19 protein-coding genes and 1 pseudogene are annotated in these 24,145 nt (G+C 73.5%); 7 read left to right on the top strand and 13 right to left on the bottom strand.

The window, feature by feature from the left end; translation table 11 throughout:
• Positions 1-60 precede the first annotated feature (60 nt).
• Positions 61-1,470, top strand: coding sequence for an MFS transporter (locus tag E5083_RS01450; RefSeq protein WP_135783756.1), 1,410 nt, complete (start codon positions 61-63; stop codon positions 1,468-1,470).
• 48 nt (positions 1,471-1,518) lie between these two features.
• Positions 1,519-2,205, top strand: a complete 687-nt coding sequence (locus E5083_RS01445) for a siderophore-interacting protein (protein ID WP_135783755.1) — start codon at positions 1,519-1,521, stop codon at positions 2,203-2,205.
• 65 nt (positions 2,206-2,270) lie between these two features.
• Here E5083_RS01445 and E5083_RS01440 read toward each other — a convergent pair whose 3' ends face one another.
• The 4 genes from E5083_RS01440 to E5083_RS01425 form a co-directional block, all read right to left on the bottom strand.
• Positions 2,271-3,260, bottom strand: coding sequence for a malate dehydrogenase (locus E5083_RS01440; protein WP_135783754.1), 990 nt, complete (start codon positions 3,258-3,260; stop codon positions 2,271-2,273).
• 309 nt (positions 3,261-3,569) lie between these two features.
• Entirely contained in the window at positions 3,570-4,460 is an 891-nt protein-coding gene (locus tag E5083_RS01435) for a DUF2690 domain-containing protein (protein WP_135783753.1), read from the bottom strand.
• Positions 4,461-4,764: 304 nt separating this feature from the next.
• A complete protein-coding gene (locus tag E5083_RS01430) occupies positions 4,765-5,229 on the bottom strand; it encodes a DUF3017 domain-containing protein (protein WP_135783752.1) in 465 nt (154 codons plus the stop codon).
• Positions 5,219-6,073: a bifunctional methylenetetrahydrofolate dehydrogenase/methenyltetrahydrofolate cyclohydrolase gene (locus tag E5083_RS01425; protein ID WP_135783751.1), complete on the bottom strand. Its 855-nt coding sequence runs from the start codon at positions 6,071-6,073 to the stop codon at positions 5,219-5,221. The genes E5083_RS01430 and E5083_RS01425 overlap by 11 nt, the downstream gene beginning before the upstream one ends.
• A 262-nt stretch (positions 6,074-6,335) precedes the next feature.
• Here E5083_RS01425 and E5083_RS01420 point away from each other — a divergent pair, with 262 nt between their 5' ends.
• A complete protein-coding gene (locus tag E5083_RS01420; RefSeq protein WP_135783750.1) occupies positions 6,336-6,947 on the top strand; it encodes an RDD family protein in 612 nt (203 codons plus the stop codon).
• A gap of 69 nt (positions 6,948-7,016) precedes the next feature.
• On the opposite strand, the gene purH is transcribed toward E5083_RS01420, so the two are convergent.
• Entirely contained in the window at positions 7,017-8,588 is a 1,572-nt protein-coding gene (gene purH, locus E5083_RS01415; RefSeq protein WP_135783749.1) for a bifunctional phosphoribosylaminoimidazolecarboxamide formyltransferase/IMP cyclohydrolase, read from the bottom strand.
• On the bottom strand, positions 8,585-9,223 hold the full coding sequence (purN, locus tag E5083_RS01410; RefSeq protein WP_135783748.1) for a phosphoribosylglycinamide formyltransferase: 639 nt from the start codon (positions 9,221-9,223) through the stop codon (positions 8,585-8,587). The genes purH and purN overlap by 4 nt, the downstream gene beginning before the upstream one ends.
• Before the next feature lie 270 nt (positions 9,224-9,493).
• Here purN and E5083_RS01405 point away from each other — a divergent pair, with 270 nt between their 5' ends.
• Positions 9,494-10,255 carry a hypothetical protein gene (locus tag E5083_RS01405; RefSeq protein WP_135783747.1) on the top strand — a complete coding sequence of 254 codons (762 nt, stop codon included), beginning with the start codon at positions 9,494-9,496 and terminating at the stop codon, positions 10,253-10,255.
• A 746-nt stretch (positions 10,256-11,001) separates the two neighbouring features.
• Here E5083_RS01405 and E5083_RS01400 read toward each other — a convergent pair.
• Positions 11,002-12,561 (bottom strand): cell division protein PerM, encoded by a 1,560-nt coding sequence (locus tag E5083_RS01400; RefSeq protein ID WP_135783746.1) that lies wholly within the window; start codon positions 12,559-12,561, stop codon positions 11,002-11,004.
• 120 nt (positions 12,562-12,681) lie between these two features.
• On the opposite strand from E5083_RS01400, the pseudogene E5083_RS01395 reads away from it, so the two are divergent.
• Positions 12,682-13,476, top strand: a pseudogene (locus tag E5083_RS01395) (RNA polymerase sigma factor); the annotation flags it as partial.
• Positions 13,477-13,560: 84 nt separating this feature from the next.
• Here E5083_RS01395 and sucD read toward each other — a convergent pair.
• From sucD to E5083_RS01370, 5 genes are all read right to left on the bottom strand, one after another.
• Entirely contained in the window at positions 13,561-14,445 is an 885-nt protein-coding gene (gene sucD, locus E5083_RS01390) for a succinate--CoA ligase subunit alpha (protein WP_135783744.1), read from the bottom strand.
• A 28-nt stretch (positions 14,446-14,473) separates the two neighbouring features.
• Positions 14,474-15,655, bottom strand: coding sequence for an ADP-forming succinate--CoA ligase subunit beta (sucC, locus tag E5083_RS01385; RefSeq protein WP_135783743.1), 1,182 nt, complete (start codon positions 15,653-15,655; stop codon positions 14,474-14,476).
• A gap of 265 nt (positions 15,656-15,920) precedes the next feature.
• Positions 15,921-17,099: a VWA domain-containing protein gene (locus E5083_RS01380; protein WP_135783742.1), complete on the bottom strand. Its 1,179-nt coding sequence runs from the start codon at positions 17,097-17,099 to the stop codon at positions 15,921-15,923.
• Positions 17,096-19,438, bottom strand: a complete 2,343-nt coding sequence (locus E5083_RS01375; RefSeq protein WP_167513429.1) for a DUF5682 family protein — start codon at positions 19,436-19,438, stop codon at positions 17,096-17,098. Before E5083_RS01375 ends, E5083_RS01380 begins: the two co-directional genes overlap by 4 nt.
• Complete coding sequence (locus E5083_RS01370; protein WP_135783741.1) at positions 19,435-20,565, bottom strand: ATP-binding protein; 1,131 nt, start codon at positions 20,563-20,565, stop codon at positions 19,435-19,437. Before E5083_RS01370 ends, E5083_RS01375 begins: the two co-directional genes overlap by 4 nt.
• Positions 20,566-20,697: 132 nt before the next feature.
• On the opposite strand from E5083_RS01370, the gene E5083_RS01365 reads away from it, so the two are divergent.
• Positions 20,698-22,059: an SWIM zinc finger family protein gene (locus E5083_RS01365; RefSeq protein ID WP_135783740.1), complete on the top strand. Its 1,362-nt coding sequence runs from the start codon at positions 20,698-20,700 to the stop codon at positions 22,057-22,059.
• A gap of 41 nt (positions 22,060-22,100) precedes the next feature.
• A complete protein-coding gene (locus tag E5083_RS01360; protein WP_135783739.1) occupies positions 22,101-23,726 on the top strand; it encodes a DUF5691 domain-containing protein in 1,626 nt (541 codons plus the stop codon).
• On the opposite strand, the gene icmB is transcribed toward E5083_RS01360, so the two are convergent.
• Positions 23,705-24,124 (bottom strand): coenzyme B12-dependent isobutyryl CoA mutase small subunit, encoded by a 420-nt coding sequence (gene icmB / locus E5083_RS01355; RefSeq protein ID WP_135783738.1) that lies wholly within the window; start codon positions 24,122-24,124, stop codon positions 23,705-23,707. The two genes, E5083_RS01360 and icmB, sit on opposite strands and share 22 nt — an antisense overlap.
• Positions 24,125-24,145 lie beyond the last annotated feature (21 nt).

Here is a 24,145-nt window from a genome sequence, read left to right as displayed (position 1 = left end):
GACCCGACCCTACGGTGAAGGCACATCCCCGCACCACCCCGACCAGCTCCCGGAGGAGCCGTGCCCCCGCCTGCCCTGAAACGCTCGACGCTGCTCGTGCTGTGCGCCTGTGTCCTGGTCGCCCAGAGCATGGTCGCCGCGATCAACCTGCTGATCCCCCAGTTCATGGCGTCGTCCCCGCACCCCTCGCACAGCCAACTGCTGTGGATAGTCGACGCCTACGTGATCGCCTTCGCCGGACTCCTCGTCCCGGCCGGCGCCCTCGGCGACCGCTACGGCCGCAAGGGCGCCCTGCTCACCGGCCTCGCCCTGTTCGCCGCGGGCGCCGCCACCGGTGCCCTCGCCGCCGACCCGGCCGTCCTCATCGCGGGCCGGGCGGTCTCCGGGGCCGGAGCCGCGCTGATCACCCCGGCCACGCTGTCGATCCTGATGCGGCTGTCGACCCCGGAGACCCGGGCCCGCGCGATGGGCGCCTGGACGCTGTCGCTCGGCCTGGGCGGCGGGGTCGGCAACCTGGCGGGCGGTTTCGCCGGGCAGTACCTGTCCTGGCGGGCCCTGTTCGCGGCCATGGTGCCGCTCGCCGCGCTGCTCGCCGCCGCCGTCGCCGCGACCACCCCGCGTACCCCGCGCTCCCCCGGCACCGGCCTCGACCCGCTGGGCACCCTGCTGCTCACCGGGGGCCTGGTCGCCGTGCTGTTCGGCATCATCGAGGGCCCCTCCTACGGCTGGACCTCCGCGCGCATCCTCGGCGCCTTCGCCACCGGTGCCGTGCTGACCGGCGCCTTCACCGCGCACGCCCTGCGCTCCCCAGCCCCCCTCTTCGACCCGCGCGTCTTCGCCTCGGCCCGGCTGCGCGCCGCGTCGCTGGGCACGGCCACCGGCTTCTTCGGCCTGTTCGCGCTGTTCTTCGTCAACTCCCAGTACCTGCAAGAGGCGAAGGGCATGGGCGCCGCCCTGACCGGCCTGGCGATCCTGCCGCTGCCCGTCGGCATGGCCGTGTCCCAGCGGCTCGCCGGCCGCTGGGCCGCTCACCCCCGCGCCCTCGTCGGCGCGGGCCTCGCCCTGATCGGCCTGGGCCTGCTCGCCGCGTCGACCGCCGACGTGGACACCCCGTACGCGCTCTACGTCTGCTGGCTGCTGGTGGTCTCCGCCGGTACGGGCCTGTCGATGCCGGCGCTCACCGTGGGCGTGATCACCTCGCTCCCCGCGCACCAGGCCGGGCTCGGCAGCGGCCTCGGCACCACGGCCCGCGAGACCGGTGCCGCGCTGGGCGTCGCCGTCACCGGGACCGTGCTCTCCGCGCACACCGGCCTGCTGGACGGCATGGGCCCGGCGCTGCGCCTCGTCGCCCTCGTGGTGCTCGCGGCGACCGCCCTGGTGATCGCGGGATGGGGCGGCCGGAACCCTACCCTCCGGTCTGCCACGCCCGTCCCGGAGCGCGTAGCATCGCCCTCCACCCCCCACCGATGATCAACTCCGGTCGCCTGGGCCCGAGTTGTCCACTTCTAGGAGCCGTGCATGTCCGCGCTGCTGAACCCTGTCCTCGATCTGCTAATGCTCCGGGGGACCGTGACCTCCGTGGAACGGTTCACCGCGCGGATGCGGCGCCTGCGGATCGAGGGCGAGGCGCTGGCCGGGCTCGACGTGCTCCCCGGCCAGCAGGTCCGGGTGCTGGTGGGCTCCGCGCTGACCCGGCGCACCTACTCGGTGTGGCGCTACGAGCCGTCCGGCGCCCTGGAGTTGTGCGTGCTGGACCACGACGGGAACGGCCCCGGAGCCCGCTGGGCGCGCGAGGCGAAGGCGGGCGACGAGGTGCGCCTCGGCAAGCCGGAGGGCTCCTTCACCCTGCGCCCGGACGCCGCGCACCATGTCTTCGTCGGCGACGAGACGGCGTCCGTCGCCTTCGGCGCGATGCTCGCCGCGCTGCCAGACGGCACGCGGGTCTCGGGCTGCGTGGAGACCGCCACGGCGGACGACCGGCTCCCGCTGGCCCACGCCGGCCGGCTCGACTGGGTGCTGCGCGGCACCGTCCCGCTCCCCGAGGCGGTGGGCCGCCTGGCCCCGGCGCCGGGCGGAATCGCGTACGTCGCCGGGGAGGCGCGCACCGTGCAGGCGGTACGGCATGTGCTGCGGGACGCGGGCTGGGACCGGCGCTCGGTGCTGACCAAGCCGTTCTGGGCGCCGGGCAAGCGCGGCCTGGAGTAGTCCGCACACGGGAACGGGCCCCGCCCGGAAGACCGGAGGGGGCCCGTCACTCGTGCGTGCGGGGCTCAGATGAGGCCGAGACCGCGGACCGCGTCGCGCTCCTCCGCCAGCTCCTGCACCGAGGCGTCGATGCGGGCGCGGGAGAACTCGTTGATGTCCAGGCCCTGGACGATCTCGTACTTGCCGTCCTTGGTGGTGACGGGGAAGGACGAGATCAGGCCCTCCGGGACGCCATAGGAGCCGTCCGACGGGATGCCCATGGAGGTCCAGTCGCCCTCGGCGGTGCCGTTGACCCAGGTGTACACGTGGTCGATGGCGGCGTTGGCGGCGGAGGCGGCCGACGAGGCACCGCGGGCCTCGATGATCGCGGCACCGCGCTTGGCGACGGTCGGGATGAAGTCGTCGGCCAGCCACTGCTCGTCGTTCACGACCTCGGCGGCGTTCTTGCCGGCGACCGTGGCGTGGAAGATGTCCGGGTACTGGGTCGCGGAGTGGTTGCCCCAGATCGTCAGGCGCTTGATCTCGGAGACCGGGGTGCCCGTCTTCTTCGCGAGCTGGGTCAGCGCGCGGTTGTGGTCGAGGCGGGTCATCGCGGTGAAGCGCTCGGCCGGTACGTCCGGGGCGGCGGCCTGCGCGATGAGCGCGTTGGTGTTGGCCGGGTTGCCGACGACGAGGACCTTGATGTCGTCCGCGGCGTTGTCGTTGATGGCCTTGCCCTGCGGCTTGAAGATGCCGCCGTTGGCCTCCAGGAGGTCACCGCGCTCCATGCCCTTGGTGCGCGGGCGGGCGCCGACCAGCAGGGCGACGTTGGTGCCGTCGAAGGCGACGTTCGGGTCGTCGGTGATGGTGATGCCGTTCAGCAGCGGGAACGCGCAGTCGTCCAGCTCCATGGCCGTGCCCTCGGCGGCCTTGAGCGCGGGGGTGATCTCCAGCAGGCGGAGGTTGACCGGCACGTCCGCGCCGAGGAGCTGCCCGGAGGCGATGCGGAAGAGGAGGGCGTAACCGATCTGGCCGGCCGCGCCGGTGACGGTGACGTTCACGGGAGTGCGGGTCATGGCGTTCTCCGTTTGGCTGGCGGTGGGGCGTCCCTGCCCCGTGCGGATGATCGATCTCTTGGCGTCAAGAGAGATCAGCGGTCAGGCTATCGCGCATCCGGCATGCCGGACGTCCGGGGCCCTGTGGCCCGCCCCACAGCCCGGCTGGATGGGTTCCCGCCGCCGCACACGGCAGCGGCCGCCCGTCCGGGAGAGGAGGACGAAGGCGGCCGCCGGTCGGGGGTACCGGCTTGCCGGACTCCCGTGGGGGGGTACTTGTTCGCGTGCCCCCATTCCGGCGTCCCATGCGGCCCGCGCCGAAATCTCCGGCTACTTGGTGCACCCGGTGCGTCCCGACGTCAGGGTCACGCAGGCTTCGGCCTCGCCTGCTCGGCCGACGGCGACCATCGGGGTGTACGTGTAGGTCTCCCCGGCGACGGCGACACCCCGCCGGCTCTCGCCGTCCGCCGTGACGCGTACCTGGTCGCCCGGTGCGGCGCCGGTGATCCGGCCCCAGGCGGCGCCGCACGTCCTGCTGTAGCGGACCTCCAGGGTGGCGGCGCCGACGGTGGCGGTCCTGGCGGTGGTCACCAGGTCGCCGCTGCACCCCATGGCCTCGGCGTCCTTGCCGGTGCAGCCGACGCCCACGCACTTGACGCCGGGCGGCAGGTCGGCGGCGCTGGTGGCGGAGGGTGAGGGGGACTTGGCAGCGGCCGGTGTGCTCTCGCCGCCGTTTCGGCCGGTGAGCAGGAAGACGGTGCCGAGGACGACGAGTACGGCCACGGCGCCTGCCAGGAAGAGCAGGACGCGACGCTTGCCCGCAGGGGGCTCGGCGTCGGGCGGGGCAACCGGTGGGGCGTCGACCATCGTCGTACCCCCGCCGAGGTCGCCCAACTCCGCGCGGGCCTGGGTGATCCGGATCTGCTCCATCGTGCGGTCGTGGCGCAACTCCGCCCGGCTCCAGGCGCGTTCGGCGAGTTCCCACATCGTGGTGAGGTGGACCGGGCTGGTCCCGGTGACCTCGGCGAGGGCGACGACGGCCCCCTTGGGTGCCAGCAGCCGCCCGTTCAGATACCGCTCCCAGGACGTCCTGCTGTACCCGGTACGGTCGGCCAGCGCGGCGACACTCAGACCCCCCTGGTCCACGAGTCCCCGCAACTGACGGGTGAACTCCCCGATCTCCGGGTCGAGTTCCTCCGGCAGCGCCTTCCAACGAGCCATGGCCCGCTCCCCCCCTCGCTCCTCCCCCGGCAAGCACCGCGACGCCTCCCCGCGTCACGCCACCGCCCCCGCTCCACGGTAGCCCGCAGGAGGGGGGTGTTCGGAACGTATCCGGCGAACTGCCCTTGTCACGACGCTGATTGCCCGGATGTGGCAGGGCGCGGACACCGTGGCGGAACGGTCACCTCCGTGCCACAGCGCACGGCGGGACATTGCCCGGCAACCGCCCGGCCCGTCAGGGTGAAGTCCCGGTGACTCGCCCCTGATCGGGGGTGGGGGCGAGCCACCGGCCTTGCGAGCAGCGCTAGTTGGACACCGTGAAGTGCAGGGTGTCCTTCAGGAACGGGATCTGCAGCAGGGGTTCGGGCTGGGCCATCAGGGCCAGCAGGACGATGGCGAGGCCCAGCACCCCGTAGGTCACGATGTCCGTGAAGCGGGAGCGGACGGCGAGCATGCCGACGCCGGGCAGCGTCCAGCGCATCGCGGCGCCCGCCAGCAGGGCCGCGCCGATCAGCAGGAGCCCGGCGCGGGTCACGTCGAAGGCGACCAGCAGCAGGCCGAGCGCGACGGCGGAGAGCACGACCAGCACCGGCCACTGCCGGGCGGGCGCCGGGGCGTCGCTGCTCGCGGCCCGGCCGCCGCCCTCGGGGCGCGCGGTGTCCTTGGTGAACAGCGGGAAGCGGCGGGTCATGCGCCGGGTGCGCCCCTGCGCGTCGGGAGCGCTGATCGCGTCCCGCACCTGCGGCTCCCCGGACTCGTCAGCCGGCACGCCGCTCCGCCGCCTCCACCACGTTGACCAGGAGCTGGGCGCGGGTCATCGGGCCGACCCCGCCGGGGTTCGGGGAGATCCACCCGGCGACCTCGGCGACGTCCGGGTGGACATCGCCGACGATCTTGCCCTCGGCGTTGCGGGAGACACCGACGTCCAGCACGGCCGCGCCCGGCTTGATGTCATCGGCGCGGATCAGGTGCGGGGCACCGGCGGCCGAGACGACGATGTCGGCCCGCTTCAGGTGGTAGGCCAGGTCACGGGTGCCGGTGTGGCACTGGGTCACGGTGGCGTTCTCGCTGCGCCGGGTGAGCAGCAGCGGCATCGAGCGCCCGATGGTCACACCGCGGCCGACGACCACGACCTCGGCGCCCTTGGTCTCCACGCCGTACCGGCGCAGCAGGGTGAGTACGCCGTTGGGGGTGCAGGGCAGCGGGGCGGGCTCGTTGAGGACCAGGCGGCCGAGGTTCATCGGGTGGAGGCCGTCGGCGTCCTTCTCCGGGTCCATCAGCTCCAGGATGCGGTTCTCGTCGATGCCCTTGGGCAGCGGGAGCTGGACGATGTAGCCGGTGCAGTCGGGGTCCTCGTTCAGCTCGCGGACGACCGCCTCGATCTCCTCCTGGGTGGCCGTGGCGGGCAGTTCGCGCTGGATGGAGGCGATGCCGACCTGGGCGCAGTCGCGGTGCTTGCCCGCGACGTACTTCTGGCTGCCGGGGTCCTCACCGACCAGGACGGTGCCGAGGCCGGGCGTGATTCCCTTCTCCTTCAGCGCCGCCACGCGGGCGGTCAGATCGGACTTGATCGCGGCTGCGGTGGCCTTGCCATCGAGAATCTGGGCGGTCATACCCCCATCCTCGCGGATGACGGCCCCCCGGTTCCAATCCGGTCCGCGTGGGCTCCGCCACCGTCGCGTCCCGGATGTCCTCCGTTGATCGTTGATGTTGCACTTGCACAACACCTCGCGAATGCGGCTGGACAACGCGTGACGGCTCCACAACCATGAACGGCGCATACATCGCGGTCCGGTGGGGGGCAAACCGCTCAGATCTTGACGTTCCTCCGTGCTGTCCGCGTCGTTCCCGCAGTTCCAACGGAGGAATCCAGCCATGAGTTTCGGCTCGCCCCAGAACCCGTACGGTCAGCCGCAGGACCCCCAGCAGGGGTACGGGCAGCCGCAGCAGCCCGGTTACCCGCAGGCGCCGCAGGGCGTGCCGCCGCAGGGCATGCCCCCGCAGCCCGGTTACGGCTACCCGCAGGCGCCCCCGGTCCCGCAGCAGGCCGGTTACGGCTACCCGCAGCAGCCGGGCTACGGCTACCAGCAGCCGCCGTACGCGAACTGGGGCCAGCGGTTCCTCAGCAGGCTGATCGACACCATCCTCTACATGGTGGTCTACCTGCCGCTGGTGCTCATCGGCGCGAAGGCGGAGATCCCGGCGCTCTCGCTCGTCGGCGTCCTCCTCATGATCGCCTTCGTGATCTACCAGATCGTCCAGGAGGGCAGGACGGGCCAGACGATCGGCAAGAAGATCGTCGGCACCCGCACGCTCAAGGAGGACACCGGTCAGCCGCTGGGCGGCGGCATGGCGTTCGTGCGTCAGCTCGCCCACATGCTGGACAGCCTGCCGTGTTACCTCGGTTACCTGTGGCCGGCGTGGGACTCCAAGCGCCAGACCTTCTCCGACAAGGTCTGCGGCTCGATCGTCATCGTCAGCAAGTAGGCGCGGTTCGTACAGCGGCCGCCCGCTCCCCTTCCGCGAGGGGAGCGGGCGGCCGCTTTTCGTATGCGCTCAGTGGAAGAAGTGCCGCGTGCCCGTGAAGTACATGGTCACGCCCGCCTCCTTGGCGGCCTCCACGACCTGCTCGTCCCGGATCGACCCGCCCGGCTGCACGATGGCGCGCACCCCGGCGTCGATCAGGATCTGCGGCCCGTCGGGGAAGGGGAAGAACGCGTCGGAGGCCGCGAAGGCACCCCGCGCCCGCTCCTCGCCCGCCCGCTCGACCGCCAGCTTGCAGGAGTCGACGCGGTTGACCTGGCCCATGCCGACGCCGACCGAGGCGCCGTCCTTGGCCAGCAGGATCGCGTTGGACTTCACCGCGCGGCACGCCCGCCAGGCGAACGCCAGCTCGGCCAGCTCGGCCGGGGAGAGCGCGTCACCGCTGGCCAGCGTCCAGTTGGCCGGGTCGTCGCCGTCGGCCTGGAGGCGGTCGGCCTCCTGGACCAGCACCCCGCCGTCGACCGGCTTGATCTCGACGGTGGCGGCGGGACCCTGCGGCGCCCTCAGCACCCGGATGTTCTTCTTCCGGGCGAGGGCCTCCAGCGCGCCCTCCTCGTAGTCCGGCGCCACGATGACCTCGGTGAAGATCTCCGCGACCTGCTCGGCCAGCTCCTTGCTGACCGGCCGGTTCACCGCGATGACCCCGCCGAACGCGGACAGCGGGTCACAGGCGTGCGCCTTGCGGTGCGCCTCGGCCACGTCCGCGCCGACCGCGATCCCGCACGGATTGGCGTGCTTGATGATCGCCACACAGGGCTCGTCGTGGTCGTACGCGGCCCGGCGCGCGGCGTCGGTGTCGGTGTAGTTGTTGTACGACATCTCCTTGCCGTGCAACTGCTCCGCCTGCGCGAGGCCCTCGGCGCCCGGCGCCACGTACAGCGCGGCCGGCTGGTGCGGGTTCTCGCCGTAGCGCAGGGTGTGCGCGCGGTCCCAGGTGCCGCCGAGGAAGTCGGGGAACGTGGAGTCGTCGACCGGGGCGTACTCCCCGGCGAACCACTCGGCCACGGCCACGTCGTAGGCGGCGGTGTGCCGGAACGCCTCGGCGGCCAGCCGCTTGCGGGCGGCGAGGTCGAAGCCGCCCTCCTGCGCGGCGGCGGCCACGTCGGCGTACCGCTCGGGGCTGGTGACCACGGCGACCGAGGGGTGGTTCTTGGCGGCGGCGCGGACCATCGAGGGGCCGCCGATGTCGATCTGCTCCACGCACTCGTCGGGCGAGGCGCCGGAGGCGACGGTCTCCCGGAACGGGTACAGGTTGACCACGACGAGGTCGAACGGCGTGACGCCCAGCTCGGCGAGCTGCTCGCGGTGGCTGTCCAGACGCAGGTCGGCGAGGATGCCCGCGTGCACCTTGGGGTGCAGGGTCTTGACCCGGCCGTCCAGGCACTCGGGGAAGCCGGTCAGCTCCTCGACCTTCGTCACGGGGACGCCGGCGGCGGCGATACGGGCGGCGGTGGAGCCGGTGGAGACCAGCTCGACCCCGGCCTCGTGCAGCCCGCGCGCGAGGTCTTCCAGGCCGGTCTTGTCGTAGACGCTGACGAGCGCCCGGCGAATGGGCCGCTTGGTGCTCTCGGCGGTGGCGGTCACGGGATAACTACCTTTCGTCCCTCTATGCGATGGCCGTTGCGGGCGAGGCGCCCCACGACCTCGACGAGCAGCCTTCGCTCGACGTCCTTGATGCGCTCGTGCAGCGCGCTCTCGTCGTCCTCGTCCCGGATCTCCACCACGCCCTGCGCGATGATCGGCCCGGTGTCGACGCCGTCGTCGACGAAGTGGACGGTGCAGCCGGTGACCTTGGCGCCGTACGCGAGCGCGTCGCGTACGCCGTGGGCCCCCGGGAAGCTCGGCAGCAGGGCCGGGTGGGTGTTGACGAACCGCCCGCCGAACCGGGCCAGGAACTCCTTGCCCACGATCTTCATGAAGCCGGCCGAGACCACGAGGTCCGGCTCGTGGGCGGCGACCGCCTCGGCGAGCGCCGCGTCCCACTCCTCGCGGCTCGGGTGGTCCTTCACCCGGCACACGAAGGTCGGCAGCCCGGCGCGCTCGGCGCGGGCCAGCCCCTCGATGCCGGCGCGGTCGGCCCCCACGGCGACGATCCGCGCGCCGTACGCCTCGGCTCCGACGCGCTCGATCTCGTCCAGCAGGGCCTGGAGGTTGGTGCCGGAACCGGAGACCAGCACGACGAGTCGCCGGGCCGCTGGACCGGCGGGGGTGGCGGCCACGATGGGGCCCTTTCTCGGGACGGCGGTGTGTCGCGGCCGGCGTTTGTAGGGTTCTACGAATGCTTCGCGTCCCGCCATACGGGGAAGTCTACGAAGCGGCCGGCCGCCAGCAACGATACCGGCACTCCGGACGGCCCCCACGGGACGGGGGCGTGGCCGGAAGGTAGCGTTCTGGACGAGCCGGCTCGGGAACGCGGCCGTGGTGCGGCGCGTTCACGGGATGACAGCTCATGCCGGACTTCGAATCACCTAGGGGAAGACGCTCCTTTGATGCCCGATCGCAGCCCGCGACTCCTCACGTTCCCGCCGCTGACCGGCCAGGAGGGCGAGCGTGGCGTTGTCCTGCTGCGGGAGCGGCCGGCCTCGCCGCCCCAGGCACCCTCCGGCGGCCGCGACGACGACCGGGGCGGTGACCGCAAGGACGACAACCCGTACGCGCCCCCGCCCGAGGACCGTCCCGACCAGCCCTGGCGCCCGCGTCACCCCGAGGGCCAGGAGGGTCAGCAGGGTTCCGGGGACTCCGGCTGGGGCAGCCAGTGGAGCGACCGCCAGCCCGGCCGCGCCCCCGGCGGCTTCGGCGAGCGCCCCGGCGCGGGTCCGGAGGGCCAGGGCGGCGGCACCAGCAAGCAGCGCTGGGACCCGACGGACCCGGCCCAGCGGCGCGCCCGCTACGCCCTGCTGTCCGGCATGTGGGCCGTCTTCTTCGTCCTCCTCGGCTGGCCCTACGTCTCCCTCCTCCTCGGCGCCCTCGCCCTCTACTGGGGCGGCAGCTCCCTGCGCGCCAAGCCCCGCACCCCCTCCCCGGACGAACCCCGCCCGACGGGCGTCCGCCCCCAGGTCACGGCGGCCATCACCGGCATGATCACCGCCGGCCTGGCCCTCGTCCTGGTCGCCGCGGTCTTCACCGTCCAGCTCGTGTACCGCGACTACTACACGTGCGTGAACGACGCCCTGACCCAGCAGTCGAAGCAGTCCTGCGACCAGCTCCTGCCGGAGCATCTGCGGGGGGTGCTGGGGTCGGCGAACTCCTGAGGGTTGGCTCAGGGGGCGGGCTCGGGGTCGGCCGGGCCCGCGGTTTGGCGACGGGCCGGCACGCGGGGCCTCGAACGGCTCCGGGCAGCGGCTGGAGCGGAGCGTGAGTGCCGTGATTCACCGCTGATCGGCGGCTTTTCCTCCTCCGCTCACCCCCGCGTCAGGGGCGGCGGGCCGGCCGAGGGGTTCGGCTCCGCCGGGTACGGGGTGGGTTCCGGGGTGCGGGGCAGGAATTCGGCGGGCCGGGGAGCTTGCGGTTCTGGTGCGCCGGTGGCGGGATCACCGGCGGCCGGAGCAGGGCGTGAGCGACGGGCTCGATGGCTGATCGGCGGCTTCACCCCAGCCTGCCCATCCCCGCGTGAGCGGCGACGGTCAGGGCGACGGTTTCGGCTCGGGCGGGTCCGGGGACAGGGATTCGGCGGGCTGGGGAGCCTGCGGTTCGGGTGCGCCGGTGGCGGGATCACCGGCGGCCGGAGCAGGGCGTGAGCGTCGGGCTCGATGGCTGATCGGCGGCTTCGTCCCAGCCTGCCCATCCCCGCGTGAGCGGCGGCGGCCAGGCCGAGGGGTTCGGCGCGGCCGAGTCCGCGGTGGGTTCCGGGGACGGGGATTCGGCGGGCTGGGGAGCCTGCGGTTCGGGTGCGCCGGTGGCGGGATCGCCGGCGGCCGGAGCAGGGCGTGAGCGACGGGCTCGATGGCTGATCGGCGGCTTCGCCACAGCCTGCTCACCCCCGCGTCAGCGGCGGCGGTCAGGGCGAGGGGTTCGGGGCGGCCGGGTCCGGGGTCGTCTCCGGGGACGAGGGGTCGGCGGGGTCGGGGGTGTCGGTGGTGTCCTCGGCGGCGGGCTGGTGCGGGACCGTCTCGGGGGTGGGCGCCGGCTCCGGGGTGTCCGATTCCAGGAAGTCGTAGAGGTCGTCCTGCTTCGGCTCCGGGGTGGGGTCCGGGACCTTCGGGGTGGCCTCCGCCGGGCGGGCCGCCTTCGCTCTGGTCAGCCAGGTGCGCTTCTTTGTGCGGCGGGACGGGAGTACGCCCGCTCGGCGGAGGGCGTGAAGGCGCCAGGCTCTTGCCGTGAGGGTCACCGGGGTGCCCAGCACGAGGAGCCAGAGGGCTGCCGCCGGCCCGGTCTGCCAGGCCACGGGGCCGAAGTGGGAGAGGGTCGCCGTGCCCAGGGGGCCGCCGGAGAGGGCGGCGAGGAGGGTGAGGATCAGGGCGCAGAGCAGGGCGGACAGGGCCAGGACGCCCACGCTCCGCCCCGCCGACCAGTGCAGCCAGGGGCGGGCCCGCCGTACGGCGGCCGCCGCGACGAACCAGCCCGCCGTCACCCCGGCCGCCATCGGCACCAGGGCGACGGCCCAGTTCAGCGGGGTCCCCGTACCGGCGTCGGGGACGGCCGCCAGCAGCGGGAACGGGGGCAGCAGCGGAGCGGGGTCCGAGGCGAGAGGGTGCACCATGTGCCCGGTGCCGAGCGCGAATCCAGGGCCGAGCGCGTACGAGGCCGACCAGAGCGCCGCGTTGGAGACCAGCGTGACGGCGAGCAGCAGCACCGTGAGCCGTCCGGTCCACCCCTCCGTGAGCTGGGTGAACGCCAGCCGGGCGGTGTCCCCGTGCCAGACGAGGGACGCGCCGAGCAGCAGCGCCCCGCCCCCGGTGAGCACGGCCGTGGCCGCTCCGGCCGCGCGGGCGGCCGTACCGAGCGCGTCCACCCGTACCCAGTGCGGCAGCCGGGACGACACCGGCGGGTGCGGGCGCCCGGAGCCCGCCCAGACGCCGACGCCCGCCGCCCCGCCGACGAGCAGGGGCAGACACACCGTCACCCAGAGCCATTCGGGCCGGGGTTCACCCCCGGAGGCGTACAGCGCGGCAGCCGCGCCCACAGCGAGATAGCCGAGCACGACCCCCGTCCACGCCGTACGCGTGGGAACCGGCGGCGGGCCGTCGGGCTCGTCGGACGCGTCCGTGGCGTCCCGCGCCGCCCGGTACACCAGCCACACCGGCAGCGCGAGCAGCAGCAACGGCGTCAGCCCGACCGGCTGGGGCGCCCCGGACAGCGTCTCGGCGCGGACCAGTTCGACCCCGTGCGCCAGCAGCCACAGCGCGGCCGCGACATGCAGCGCGCCGCCGGGCCCGCTGTCCGGGTACGGCGAACTGACCCACAGCACCATCACCAGCGCCGCGCACGCGCCGAGCCCGAGCCCGGCCGCGAGCGCACCGCCCGCCAGCGCGGGCCCCAGACCGGGTGAACGGTCGCGCATCCGGGACCGCAGGGACGACGACAGGCGACGGAGTGTCAGCGGGATCACGCCCGCCATGCTCCCAACGACACGCGCTTTCCCGGCGTAACAGGCGAACCCCCGAAGTGTCGCCCAATATATGTTTATGTGCCTATTCACACAGAGGGGTGAGCCGTGACGCAGAGCACCGCACCCACCCTGACCCCTGATCAGGCGTTCGACGCGCTCTACGCGTTCTGCGCCCCCGCCCTGGTCCGCCAGACCTATCTGCTCACCGGGCGGCGGGAGTTGGCCCGCGAGGCGGTGGAGCGGGCGTTCCAGGCGGCCTGGCAACGCTGGCCCGAGGTGGCCCGCGACCGCGACCCGGGCGGCTGGGTCCGGGCGACGGCGTACGAGTACGCCCTCTCCCCCTGGCACGGCTTCCGCCCCCGCCACCGCACCCCCGAGCCCCCGCCCGCCGACCCGGACGCGCGCGCCCTGCTGAACGCGCTGCTCCGCCTCCCGCCCTCCTACCGCCGCACCCTCGTGCTGTACGACGGCGTCGGCCTCGACCTGCCCGAGACGGCGGCCGAGACCGAGGCGAGCACCCCGGCGGCGGCGGGCCGGCTGACCCGCGCCCGCGAGGCCGTGGCCGCCCAGGTGCCGGAGCTGGCCGACCCGGCCGCCCTGCACCGGCGCCTGACGGAACTCGCCTCCACCGAACGGCTCCGCGCCGACGCCCCGACCACCGTCCGCACCACGGGCGAGCGCCGCAACGTCTTCTGGACCCGCGCGGCCATCGCCTTCACCGTCGCCATCATCGGCGCGACCGGCCTCACCCTGCGCACGGCACCCACGCACTACGAGGCGCCGATCGCACCGGCCCAGGCGGTGCGGGGCGTCCCCGCGGCCCCCGCGCTCGGCCCGCTCTCGAAGACGGAGCTGACCCTGCGCAACAAGCTGCGCACGGAGTCGGGCAACGGCCCGGAACGGCTGGCACCGTCACCCGGCTGACACCCCGTACGCGCAAAACAGCGGCGGGCCCGCCCCCATGAAGGGGACGGGCCCGCCGGTGTGCTGCCCGAAGGAGGCCGAGCGTCAGGCGCTCAGGATCTCCCGCGCCAGCTTGGCCGTCTCGGTCGGCGTCTTGCCGACCTTGACGCCCGCGGCCTCGAGGGCCTCCTTCTTCGCCTGGGCGGTGCCGGACGAACCGGAGACGATCGCGCCGGCGTGGCCCATCGTCTTGCCCTCGGGCGCGGTGAAGCCCGCGACGTAGCCGACGACCGGCTTGGTCACGTTGTCCTTGATGAACGCGGCCGCGCGCTCCTCGGCGTCGCCACCGATCTCACCGATCATCACGATCAGGTCGGTGTCGGGGTCGTCCTGGAACGCGGCCAGGGCGTCGATGTGCGTGGTGCCGATGATCGGGTCGCCACCGATGCCGACGGCGGTCGAGAAGCCCAGGTCACGCAGCTCGTACATCATCTGGTACGTCAGCGTGCCGGACTTCGAGACCAGGCCGATGCGGCCCGGCTTGGTGATGTCGCCCGGGATGATGCCGACGTTGGACTGGCCCGGCGTGATGATGCCGGGGCAGTTCGGGCCGATGATCCGGGTCTTGTTGCCCTTCTTGCCGGCGTACGCCCAGAAGGAGGCCGTGTCGTGCACGGCAATGCCCTCGGTGATCACGACGGCCAGCGGGATCTCGGCGTCGATCGCCTCGACGACGGCGTCCTTGGTGAACTTCTCCGGCACGAAGATGACGGAGACGTTGGCGCCGGTCTTCTCGATGGCCTCCTTGACGGTCCCGAAGACGGGTACCTCGGTGCCTTCGAAGTCCACGGTCTGACCCGCCTTGCGCGGGTTGACGCCGCCCACGACCTCGGTGCCGTCACCCAGCATGAGCTTGGTGTGCTTCATGCCGGTGGCGCCGGTCATGCCCTGGACGATGACCTTGCTGTCCTTGTTGAGCCAGATAGCCATGGTGTGTTGGTGTCCTCGTCCTGAGTGCTTACTTTGCGGCGTGGGCCAGCTCGGCGGCCTTGTCGGCCGCGCCGTCCATGGTGTCGACGCGCTGGACCAGCGGGTGGTCGGCGTCGGTGAGGATCTTGCGGCCCAGCTCGGCGTTGTTGCCGTCGAGGCGGACGACGAGCGGCTTCTCGACCTTCTCGCCGCGCTCCTCGAGGAGCTTGAACGCCTGGACGATGCCGTTGGCGACCTCGTCGCAGGCGGTGATGCCGCCGAAGACGTTGACGAACACGGACTTGACGTCCGGGTCGCCCAGGATGATCTCCAGGCCGTTCGCCATGACCTGGGCGGAGGCGCCGCCACCGATGTCCAGGAAGTTGGCGGGCTTGACGTTGCCGTGCTTCTCACCGGCGTACGCGACGACGTCCAGGGTGCTCATGACGAGACCCGCGCCGTTGCCGATGATGCCGACCTGGCCGTCGAGCTTGACGTAGTTGAGGCCCTTCGCCTTGGCGGCGGCCTCGAGCGGGTTGGCCGCTTCCTTGTCGTGCAGCTCTTCGTACTCGGGGTGACGGAACTCGGCGTTCTCGTCGAGCGACACCTTGCCGTCCAGCGCCAGGACCTCGCCGGAGGCGACCTTCGCCAGCGGGTTGACCTCGACGAGGAGGGCGTCCGACTTGATGAAGGTGTCCCACAGCTTGATCAGGACGTTGACGACCTTGTCCGCGACCTCGGCCGGGAACTTGGCGGCCTCGACGATCTCGCGGGCCTTGGCCTCGTCTACGCCGTCGATGGCGTCGATCGGCGTCTTGGCGACGGCCTCGGGGCGGGTGGCCGCCACCTCCTCGATCTCCATGCCGCCCTCGACGGAGGCGATGGAGAGGAAGGTGCGGTTGGCACGGTCGAGGAGGAAGGAGACGTAGTACTCCTCGACGATCTCCGGAGCGGTCTCGGCGATCATCACCTTGTGGACCGTGTGGCCCTTGATGTCCATGCCGAGGATGTCCGTCGCGCGGGCGACGGCCTCGTCCGGGGTGGCGGCGAGCTTGACGCCGCCGGCCTTGCCACGACCACCGACCTTCACCTGCGCCTTGACGACGGACTTGCCGCCCAGACGCTCGGTGATCTCGCGCGCCGCCTCAGGCGTGTCGATGACTTCACCGGCCAGCACCGGTACATCGTGCTTGGCGAAGAGGTCCCTCGCCTGGTACTCGAACAGGTCCACGCGCTTCCGTCCCTATCAGTGATCTCGCGGTCGTTGGATGCGTGGGCGTGCCGCGAAGGGCAACGTGACGTCCGCTTGTCACAAGGGGTGCGCACACGGTGTCCGAGCGCGCGGCATGTCCGTCTCGCAGGTTATCCCTGCTTGCCGGGGGCCTCTAAATCGCGGGTCACACCCGAGCGGTGATACCTGTCACATGATGCCGTTTTCCCTGACACGCCGTGCCTCATGGGGTGCACTTGTTCGGCAGGTCACCCCATCCAGCTTGTCACGCGGTGTCCGGTATGGGCAGCGGGCGCTTCTCGATCGCGGCGGCCATCACCTCCGGGAAGAGGTCCGGGGTGCAGGCGAACGCCGGGGCGCCGAGCGCGGCCAGCGCGGCCGCGTGCTCCCGGTCGTAGGCGGGCGCCCCCTCGTCGGAGAGCGCGAGCAGGGTCACGAACTGCACGCCGGACGCCTTCATCGCCGCGACCCGCTTCAGCATCTCGTCCCGGATGCCGCCCTCGTACAGGTCGCTGATCAGCACGACCACCGTCTCGGCGGGACGGGTGATCTTCGACTGGCAGTAGGCGAGCGCCCGGTTGATGTCGGTACCACCGCCGAGCTGGGTGCCGAAGAGCACGTCCACCGGGTCGTCGAGCTGGTCGGTGAGGTCGACCACGGAGGTGTCGAAGACGACCATGCGCGTGCTGATCGACCGCATCGAGGCGAGCACCGCCCCGAACACCGACGCGTAGACCACGGACGCCGCCATCGAGCCGGACTGGTCGATGCAGAGGATCACCTCCTTCTTCACCAACTGCGCGGCCCGCCCGTACCCGATGAGCCGCTCCGGCACGATCGTCCGGTACTCCGGCAGGTAGTGCTTGAGGTTGGCCGCGATGGTGCGGTTCCAGTCGATGTCGTGGTGGCGCGGGCGGCTGACGCGGGCGCTGCGGTCCAGGGCGCCGGTGAGGGTGGCGCGGGTGCGGGTCGCCAGCCGCTTTTCCAGGTCCTCGACCACCTTGCGCACCACCGCCCGCGCGGTCTCCTTGGTGGTCTCCGGCATCGCCTTGTTGAGCGAGAGCAGCGTGCCGACCAGGTGGACGTCGGCCTCCACCGCCTCCAGCATCTCCGGCTCCAGCAGCAGCGCGGCCAGCCCGAGCCGGTCGATGGCGTCGCGCTGCATGACCTGGACGACGGAGGAGGGGAAGTAAGTGCGGATGTCCCCGAGCCAGCGGGCCACGGAGGGCGCCGAACCGCCGAGCCCCGCCGAACGCTCCCGCCCGGCCGGGCTCTTGCCCGCTTTGTCGTTCCGGCCGTACAGCGCGGTCAGGGTGCCGTCCATCGCCGCGTCCCGGCCGGACAGGGCGACCCCGGTGCCGTCCGCCTGATCCCCGCCGAGCACCAGCCGCCACCGGCGCAGCCGCTCGGCGTCGCCGTCGAGTCGTGTCGTCTCCGTTGTCATGCCCCCACCCCCGCTAGGTCGTCGTCCATCGATGGTTGCCGCTCCGGTGTCAGCCCGAGCAGCAGGCGCAGCACCGGCAGTACGGCGTCCGCGCGTCCGGCATCGGGTTCCGGCGCGAAGCCGGACGAGGTCGCCGGGTGGCCCACGGCCCCGGCACCGCCGCCCGGACCGCGCCGGACCAGCTCACCGAGCGTCCGGCGCACACCGGGCTCGTACGCCGAGAAGGTGCGGCGCAGCAGCGGCAGCACGTCGGTGAACGCGTCGGCGGGTACGGAGGTCAGCCAGGCGTCGACCAGCCCGAGCAGCCGCTCGTCGTGCACCAGCAGCAGCCCTCCCCCACCCCCGCCGACGAACCCCTCGACCCACGCGGCCGCGTCACCCGGCGGTGTCCCCGGCGACAGGGCCAGCCCCATCAGCCGGGCCACGTCCTCGGCCGCCAGCTCCCCGTCGTCCAGCAGCAGCCGCACCGCCCGGCCCCGGAGCAGCCCCGGCACGGTGTCCCGCTGGGACAGCGTGCGCAGCACCGCCCGCCAGCGGGGCCGGAGGTCGTCGTGCCCCGTGAGCGTCTCGGCGAGCAGCCCGACCGCGCCATGCACCGCGTCGACATGGCCCCGCATCTCCTGGGCCGCGTCGGCGTCCAGGGTGGTGCAGGCGGGCGGGAGCCCGATGAAGACGCGCTCCGCGAGGGCGGCGGCGACATCGGCCAGCGCGCCGGTGTCGGTGCCGCGCACGTCGCCGTAGCGCAGCGAGCGGACCAGGGCGGGGAGCGCTTGGGCGAGGTGGCTCACGTCGGCGTCGAGCGCCGCGCGGTCGGCGAGCACCCGCATCACCACGGGCAGCGCGTCCGGCAGCCCGGCCAGAAGGCACTGCTCGGCCAGCGCGGTCACGTCGGCCAGCGCCCGCGCGCCGACCGCGTCCGCCTCGGCCTTGGCGGTGGCCGCGCCCAGCACGGTGGTGCCCCACACCCCGGCCTCGGCGATGCGCACCGACAGCTCCGGCTCCCAGCGCAGCCGCCAGGTCTCCCGGAAGGTGCCCGTGCTCCCGCGCGAGCGAGCCGGTTCGCCCCAGCCGACGCCGAGCAGCCGCAGCCGGTGCAGCAGCCGGCCGCGCGCGGCGTCGGTGTCCTTGCGCAGGTCCAGCTCCAGCTCGCGCTCCAGCGCCTCCGGCTTGAGCCGCAGCCGGCGCTGCTCACGGGCCAGGTCCCGCTGCAACGGCACCGCGGGCGCGGACTCCGGGACCTCGCCCAGCACGTCCCCGACCACCAGCCGGTCGTACACCAGGGACAGCGGCACGTCCGAGCCCTCGCAGAGCACCGCGCGCACGGCGTCCGTGGTCTCGGTGAGGCCGGCCAGCGGGCGGCCGCGCATCACCGCGAGGGTCTCGGCCAGCCGGACCGCCTCGATGACATGGGCGGAGGACACGATCCGGTCCTCCTCGCGCAGCAGTCCGGCGACCTTGGTGAGCCACCGCTCCACCGGCCGGTCCGGGGCACCGAACAGGTGGGCGTACCAGCCCGGCGAGTCGATCCCGGCGCCGTAACCGCTGGAGCGGGCCAGCCTGCGGTGGGTCCAGGGCACCCAGGTCAGGTCGGTCTTGAGCTTGGGCAGGCCCTTGAGGAGCGCCCGGTCGGCGGTGACGGTGGTCTTCGCGCGGAGGGCGGGCACGTGCCAGGCGCCGCAGACCACCGCCACCTCGTCCCCGAACTCCTTGCGGGCGGCGCGGATCTGGAGCCGCATGTACGCCTCGCGCACGAGGTCGCGCGGCCGGCCGCCGTCGCCGTACCGCTCCCGCAGGGCGCCCATGGCGTCCTCCAGCGCGGCGAACGGCGCGAACGGCTCGCGCAGGCCCGGACCCCGGTGCTCGACGGCGTCCTCCCACCAGCGCTCGGGGTCGTCGTATCCGGCGGCCTCGGCCAGGGCGGCGAGGGGGTCCACGCGGGCGTGCTCGGCCTCTTCCTGTGAATCACCGTCGCCGGTGTCCTCCTCCCAGGCCAGCGAGTGGGTCGCCGGCAGGTCGATGAAGCGGGCCGGGACGCCCCGCTCGACGGCCCACCGGATCGCCACCCACTCGGGGCTGAACTCCGCCATCGGCCAGAACGCCGAGCGGCCGGGCTCGTCCACGGCGTGGGCGAGCAGGGCGACGGGCGGACGCAGATTGGGGTCGGCGGCCAGCGGGACCAGCGGATCGGCCTCGGGCGGGCCCTCGATGAGGACCACGGCGGGCGAGGCGGCGTCCAGCGCGGCCCGCACCGCCCGCGCGGAGCCCGGCCCGTGGTGCCGGACGCCCAGCAGCAGCGGGCCCGTCTCGAACGCCCCGGCCGGGGGCGGGGCCTCGCTCACGCGCTCACCTCCCGGCAGGCCCGGTAGAAGTCCGTCCACCCGTCGCGCTCGCGCACGACCGTCTCCAGGTACTCCTGCCAGACGACCCGGTCGGCGGCCGGGTCGCGCACCACGGCACCGAGGATGCCCGCGGCCACGTCCCCGGCGCGCAGCACGCCGTCACCGAAGTGGGCGGCCAGGGCGAGGCCGTTGGTGACGACGGAGATGGCCTCCGCCGTGGACAGGGTGCCGCTCGGCGACTTCAGCTTGGTGCGGCCGTCGGTGGTCACGCCGTCGCGCAGCTCGCGGAAGACGGTGACCACGCGGCGGATCTCGTCCAGCCCCTCGGGCGCCTGCGGCAGGTCGAGCGAGCGGCCCATCTGGTCGACCCGGCGGCTGACGATGTCGACCTCGGCGTCCGCGCTCTCCGGCAGCGGCAGCACCACGGTGTTGAAGCGGCGGCGCAGCGCGCTGGACAGGTCGTTGACGCCCCGGTCGCGGTCGTTGGCCGTGGCGATGAGGTTGAAGCCGCGCACGGCCTGCACCTCCTCGCCCAGCTCCGGGATCGGCAGGGTCTTCTCGGACAGGATCGTGATCAACGTGTCCTGCACATCGGCCGGAATCCGGGTCAGCTCCTCGACCCGCGCCGTCATCCCCTCGGACATGGCCCGCATGACGGGGCTCGGCACCAGGGCGTCCCGGCTCGGGCCGTGGGCGAGCAGGCGGGCGTAGTTCCAGCCGTACCGGATCGCCTCCTCCGGGGTGCCGGCGGTGCCCTGCACCAGCAGGGTGGAGTCGCCGCTGACGGCGGCCGCGAGATGCTCGGACACCCAGGTCTTGGCCGTGCCGGGCACGCCGAGCAGCAGCAGGGCGCGGTCGGTGGCCAGCGTGGTGACGGCGACCTCGACGATCCGGCGCGGGCCCACGTACTTGGGTGTGATCACGGTGCCGTCCGCCAGCGTGCCGCCGAGCAGATACGTGGCGACCGCCCACGGCGACAGTTTCCAGCGCTCCGGGCGCGGCCGGTCGTCCTGCGCGGCGAGCGCGGTGAGTTCGGTGGCGAAGGCGTCTTCGGCGTGCGGTCGCAACGCCTGCGGCGCCTGGCTCGGGATCGGTTCGGTGGTCGTGGTTTCCATGGACACAGTCATGGCTGAGGCCCCCTCCAGCTCGGCCGTGGGTCATCTGGCATCCACCATGCAGCACCCCACTGACAATCGCTCTGACCTGTGGATAACCACTCCCATGACCGATTGTCAGTGGTGGGTTCTAACGTCGTTGGCATGACTCAGCAGGGGGTGCGCCGGACCGCGGAGCAGGTGCTGGACCTGGCGCCTGACGCGTCGTCGCGCAAAGCGGGAAGCAAACTGGGTGTGGCGGGGCCGTGGTCCGGTGCGGGCAGCGGCCGGGAGGGGGCGGTGTGGGGACTGTGCAAGGGCAGTGGCAGCAAGCCGTACCAGACGGTGGTGGACCTGTCGGACCCCGCCGGGCCCGCGTACAAGTGCAGTTGTCCGAGCCGTAAGTTCCCGTGCAAACACGCGCTGGGGCTGCTGCTGCTCTGGGCCGGGGACGAGAGCGCGGTGCCCGAGTCGGAGGCGGCGCCGGACTGGGCCGAGCAGTGGCTCGCGGGCCGGCGCGGAAGAGTGGAGGCCAAGAAGACGCAGGCTGCGGCGGGTTCGGCGGCCGATCCGGAGGCCGCGCGGAAGCGCGCGGAGCGCCGTGACCAGCGGGTCACCGCGGGCGCGACCGAGCTGGAGCGCCGCCTCGCCGACCTCCTCCGCGACGGCCTGGCCTCGGCCGAGCGCGCGGGGTACGGGCTGTGGGAGGAGACGGCAGCCCGCATGGTCGACGCCCAGGCGCCCGGACTCGCCTCGTGGGTGCGGGAATTGGGGGCCATACCGGCGTCCGGTGCGGGCTGGCCGGCCCGGCTGCTGGAGGAGTGCGCCCTGCTCCATCTGCTCGACCAGGGCTGGCTGCACCGCGACCGGCTCCCGGACGCCCTCGCGGCCACCGTCCGCACCCGCCTCGGCCTGCCCACCTCGGCGGACGGGCCACCGGTGCGCGACCACTGGCAGGTGCTCGCGCAGTACGACACGGCCGACGCCAAACTGACGAACCGCCGTATCTGGCTGCACGGCGCGGACTCGGGCCGCACCCGCCTGCTCCTCTCCTTCGGCGCGGCGGGCCGGGCGCCCGAACTCTCCCTGCCGGTCGGCCTGTCCCTGGACGCCGACCTGTCCGACTATCCCGGTGCGGGCCAGATCCGGGCCACCCTGGGCGAACGGCACGCCCCAGCGGCCCCCGCCGCCTCCCGCCCACCCGGCACCACGACCGCGCAGGCCCTCACCTCCTACGGCGAGGCCCTCCGCGAGGACCCCTGGCTGGACTCCGTCCCGGTCACCCTGGACGCGGTCATACCCGTGCCGGAGGACACCTCCGGCTCCTGGCACCTGGCCGACGCCGACGCCGAGTCGGACACCGCCCTGCCGCTGACCCCGTCGTTCCTGGCCCGCCCGGGCCTGTGGCGGCTGGTCGCGCTGGCCGGAGGCGCTCCGCTCACGGTGTTCGGCGAGTGCGGCCACCGAGGCTTCACGCCCCTGACGGCGTGGGCGGAAGGGACGGCCGCGCCGGTGAGCCTGTGCTGAACACCCCGCCCGCGTCCACGACCCGCCCGGAAGGTAACCCCATGACCACGGCGCCCACCTGGGACGACCTGCTCACCGCCGCTCTGCTGGGCACCGACCGCCGCACGCTCCCCCTCGACCCCGCCGGCCGCGAGGCCCCGGCCGCCCTGCTGGACGCCGCCGCCGTCGCGGCCGTACAGCGCCGGGCCGGCCTGCGCCCCGGACGCGCGGGCACACGTCCGGAACCCGCCCCCGCCGACACCCGCCCCGCCCTGCCACCAGCGGCGGCCCACCGCCTCACCCTGCTCCTGGCCGACCGCCCCGGCGGAGGCGGCGGCCGCCGGGGCAGCACCCCCGACCTCACCGAACTCCTCCCCCAGTGGCTCGCGTCGGCCAACGCGCACGGCTACGCGGCACCCCCGCAGACCGTGCCCGCCCTGCTGGACGCGGCCCGCGCCCGTACCGATCTCCGCCCGGCCGCGCTGGAGTTCGCGGGCGCACGGGCCCTGTGGCTGGCCCGGCTGAACCCGGACTGGCGGTTCGCCCAGCGCTCGGCCTCCGGGAATACCTCGGCACTGCCCGACGCCGAGGACGACGAGGGGATACGGCGGCTGTGGCAGGAGGGACTGTTCGCGGAACGGGTCGCCCTGCTGACCGCACTACGCGCCCGAACCCCGTCTTCAGCAAGGGAGTTGCTCGCGGAGACCTGGGCCCAGGAGCGGGCCGAGGACCGGCTGATGTTCCTGGACTCGCTGCGCGCGGGCCTCACGGCCGACGACGAGCCCTTCCTGGAGCAGGCGCTCGGCGACCGCAGCCGGAACGTCCGGGCGACGGCGGCCGAGCTGCTGTCCACCCTGCCCGGCTCGGCGCTGGCCGGGCGGATGGCGCAGCGGGCCGCGACCTGCGTCGCCCTGGACCACACCGGCAGCACGGCCGCGATCGTCGTGGAGGCACCGGCCGCCTGCGACCCGGAGATGGAGCGTGACGGCGTGACCGCCAGGCCCCCGGCGGGCCGGGGTGAACGGTCTTGGTGGCTGGGTCAGTTGGTCGAGTCGGCACCGCTGGACACCTGGCCGGACCGGCTCGGCGGGCGCACCCCGGAGCAGATCGTGGCGCTGCCCGTGACGGACGACTGGCAGGACGAGCTGCACGCAGCCTGGTGCCGGGCGGCCGTACGGCAGCGGGACGCGCGGTGGGCGCGGGCGCTGCTGGGTGCGCCGTCCGCACCGGAGGCGGGCGGGCCCGGCGCGGTGTCCCTGGCGGACCGGGCCAAGCTGCTGGCCGCGCTGGACGCGGACGAACGGGCCGCGTGGGTGGCCGGGTTCATAGCCGGGCACGGGTTGTCCGAGGCGTTCCAGTTGCTCGGGGTGTGCGCGCTTCCCTGGACGGCGCCGCTGGGCCGTGCGGTCGTGGACGCCCTCGACATCGCGCGGGACGCGGGCAGTTACCCGTGGAGCTTCAGCGGGGTGATGGGCCTGGCGGAGCGCTGCCTCGACCCGGCCGAGACGGCCCGGCTGGACAGCCTGCTGGCCGTGCCCGACGAACGGGAGGACGCCTCCCCCGGCGCAGGGGGCTACTGGGCGGAGGCGTTCCAGCGGCTGGCGACCACCCTGCGGCTGCGCGCGGCGATGGTGCGCGAGCTGGCGCCGGACGGGCCTGAGGGGGCTCAGCCGGAGGTGGCCGGCTGACGCGCGTTCTCCCGCACCCACTCCACGATGGTCGTGGTGGTCGCACCCGGCGTGAAGATCTGGGCGACACCCTTCTCGCGCAGCGGCGGGATGTCCTCCTCCGGGATGATGCCGCCGCCGAAGACGAGGATGTCGGCGGCGTCGCGCTCCTTGAGGAGGTCGATGACGGCCGCGAAGAGCGTGTTGTGGGCGCCCGAGAGGATGGACAGGCCGATCGCGTCGGCGTCCTCCTGGATCGCCGTGGTGACGATCTGCTCGGGCGTCTGGTGCAGGCCGGTGTAGATGACCTCCATGCCCGCGTCCCGCAGCGCGCGGGCGATGACCTTGGCCCCGCGATCGTGGCCGTCGAGCCCCGGCTTGGCCACCACCACGCGGATCGGACCGGCTGCCACACCCATCACTGCCTCCATCAAGGGACC

This window comes from Streptomyces bauhiniae (assembly GCF_004784475.1).
Lineage (GTDB): Bacteria > Actinomycetota > Actinomycetes > Streptomycetales > Streptomycetaceae > Streptomyces > Streptomyces seoulensis.
This window is presented reverse-complemented; position numbering and strand designations above follow the sequence as displayed.

Coding starts and splice junctions, on each gene's coding strand:
- E5083_RS01445 (WP_135783755.1), top strand. CDS start 1,519: ATGTCCGCGCTGCTGAACCCTGTCCTCGATCTGCTAATGCTCCGGGGG.
- E5083_RS01440 (WP_135783754.1), bottom strand. CDS start 3,260: ATGACCCGCACTCCCGTGAACGTCACCGTCACCGGCGCGGCCGGCCAG.
- E5083_RS01435 (WP_135783753.1), bottom strand. CDS start 4,460: ATGGCTCGTTGGAAGGCGCTGCCGGAGGAACTCGACCCGGAGATCGGG.
- E5083_RS01425 (WP_135783751.1), bottom strand. CDS start 6,073: ATGACCGCCCAGATTCTCGATGGCAAGGCCACCGCAGCCGCGATCAAG.
- E5083_RS01420 (WP_135783750.1), top strand. CDS start 6,336: ATGAGTTTCGGCTCGCCCCAGAACCCGTACGGTCAGCCGCAGGACCCC.
- E5083_RS01405 (WP_135783747.1), top strand. CDS start 9,494: ATGCCCGATCGCAGCCCGCGACTCCTCACGTTCCCGCCGCTGACCGGC.
- E5083_RS01400 (WP_135783746.1), bottom strand. CDS start 12,561: ATGGCGGGCGTGATCCCGCTGACACTCCGTCGCCTGTCGTCGTCCCTG.
- sucD (WP_135783744.1), bottom strand. CDS start 14,445: ATGGCTATCTGGCTCAACAAGGACAGCAAGGTCATCGTCCAGGGCATG.
- E5083_RS01380 (WP_135783742.1), bottom strand. CDS start 17,099: ATGACAACGGAGACGACACGACTCGACGGCGACGCCGAGCGGCTGCGC.
- E5083_RS01370 (WP_135783741.1), bottom strand. CDS start 20,565: ATGACTGTGTCCATGGAAACCACGACCACCGAACCGATCCCGAGCCAG.
- E5083_RS01365 (WP_135783740.1), top strand. CDS start 20,698: ATGACTCAGCAGGGGGTGCGCCGGACCGCGGAGCAGGTGCTGGACCTG.
- E5083_RS01360 (WP_135783739.1), top strand. CDS start 22,101: ATGACCACGGCGCCCACCTGGGACGACCTGCTCACCGCCGCTCTGCTG.
- icmB (WP_135783738.1), bottom strand. CDS start 24,124: ATGGGTGTGGCAGCCGGTCCGATCCGCGTGGTGGTGGCCAAGCCGGGG.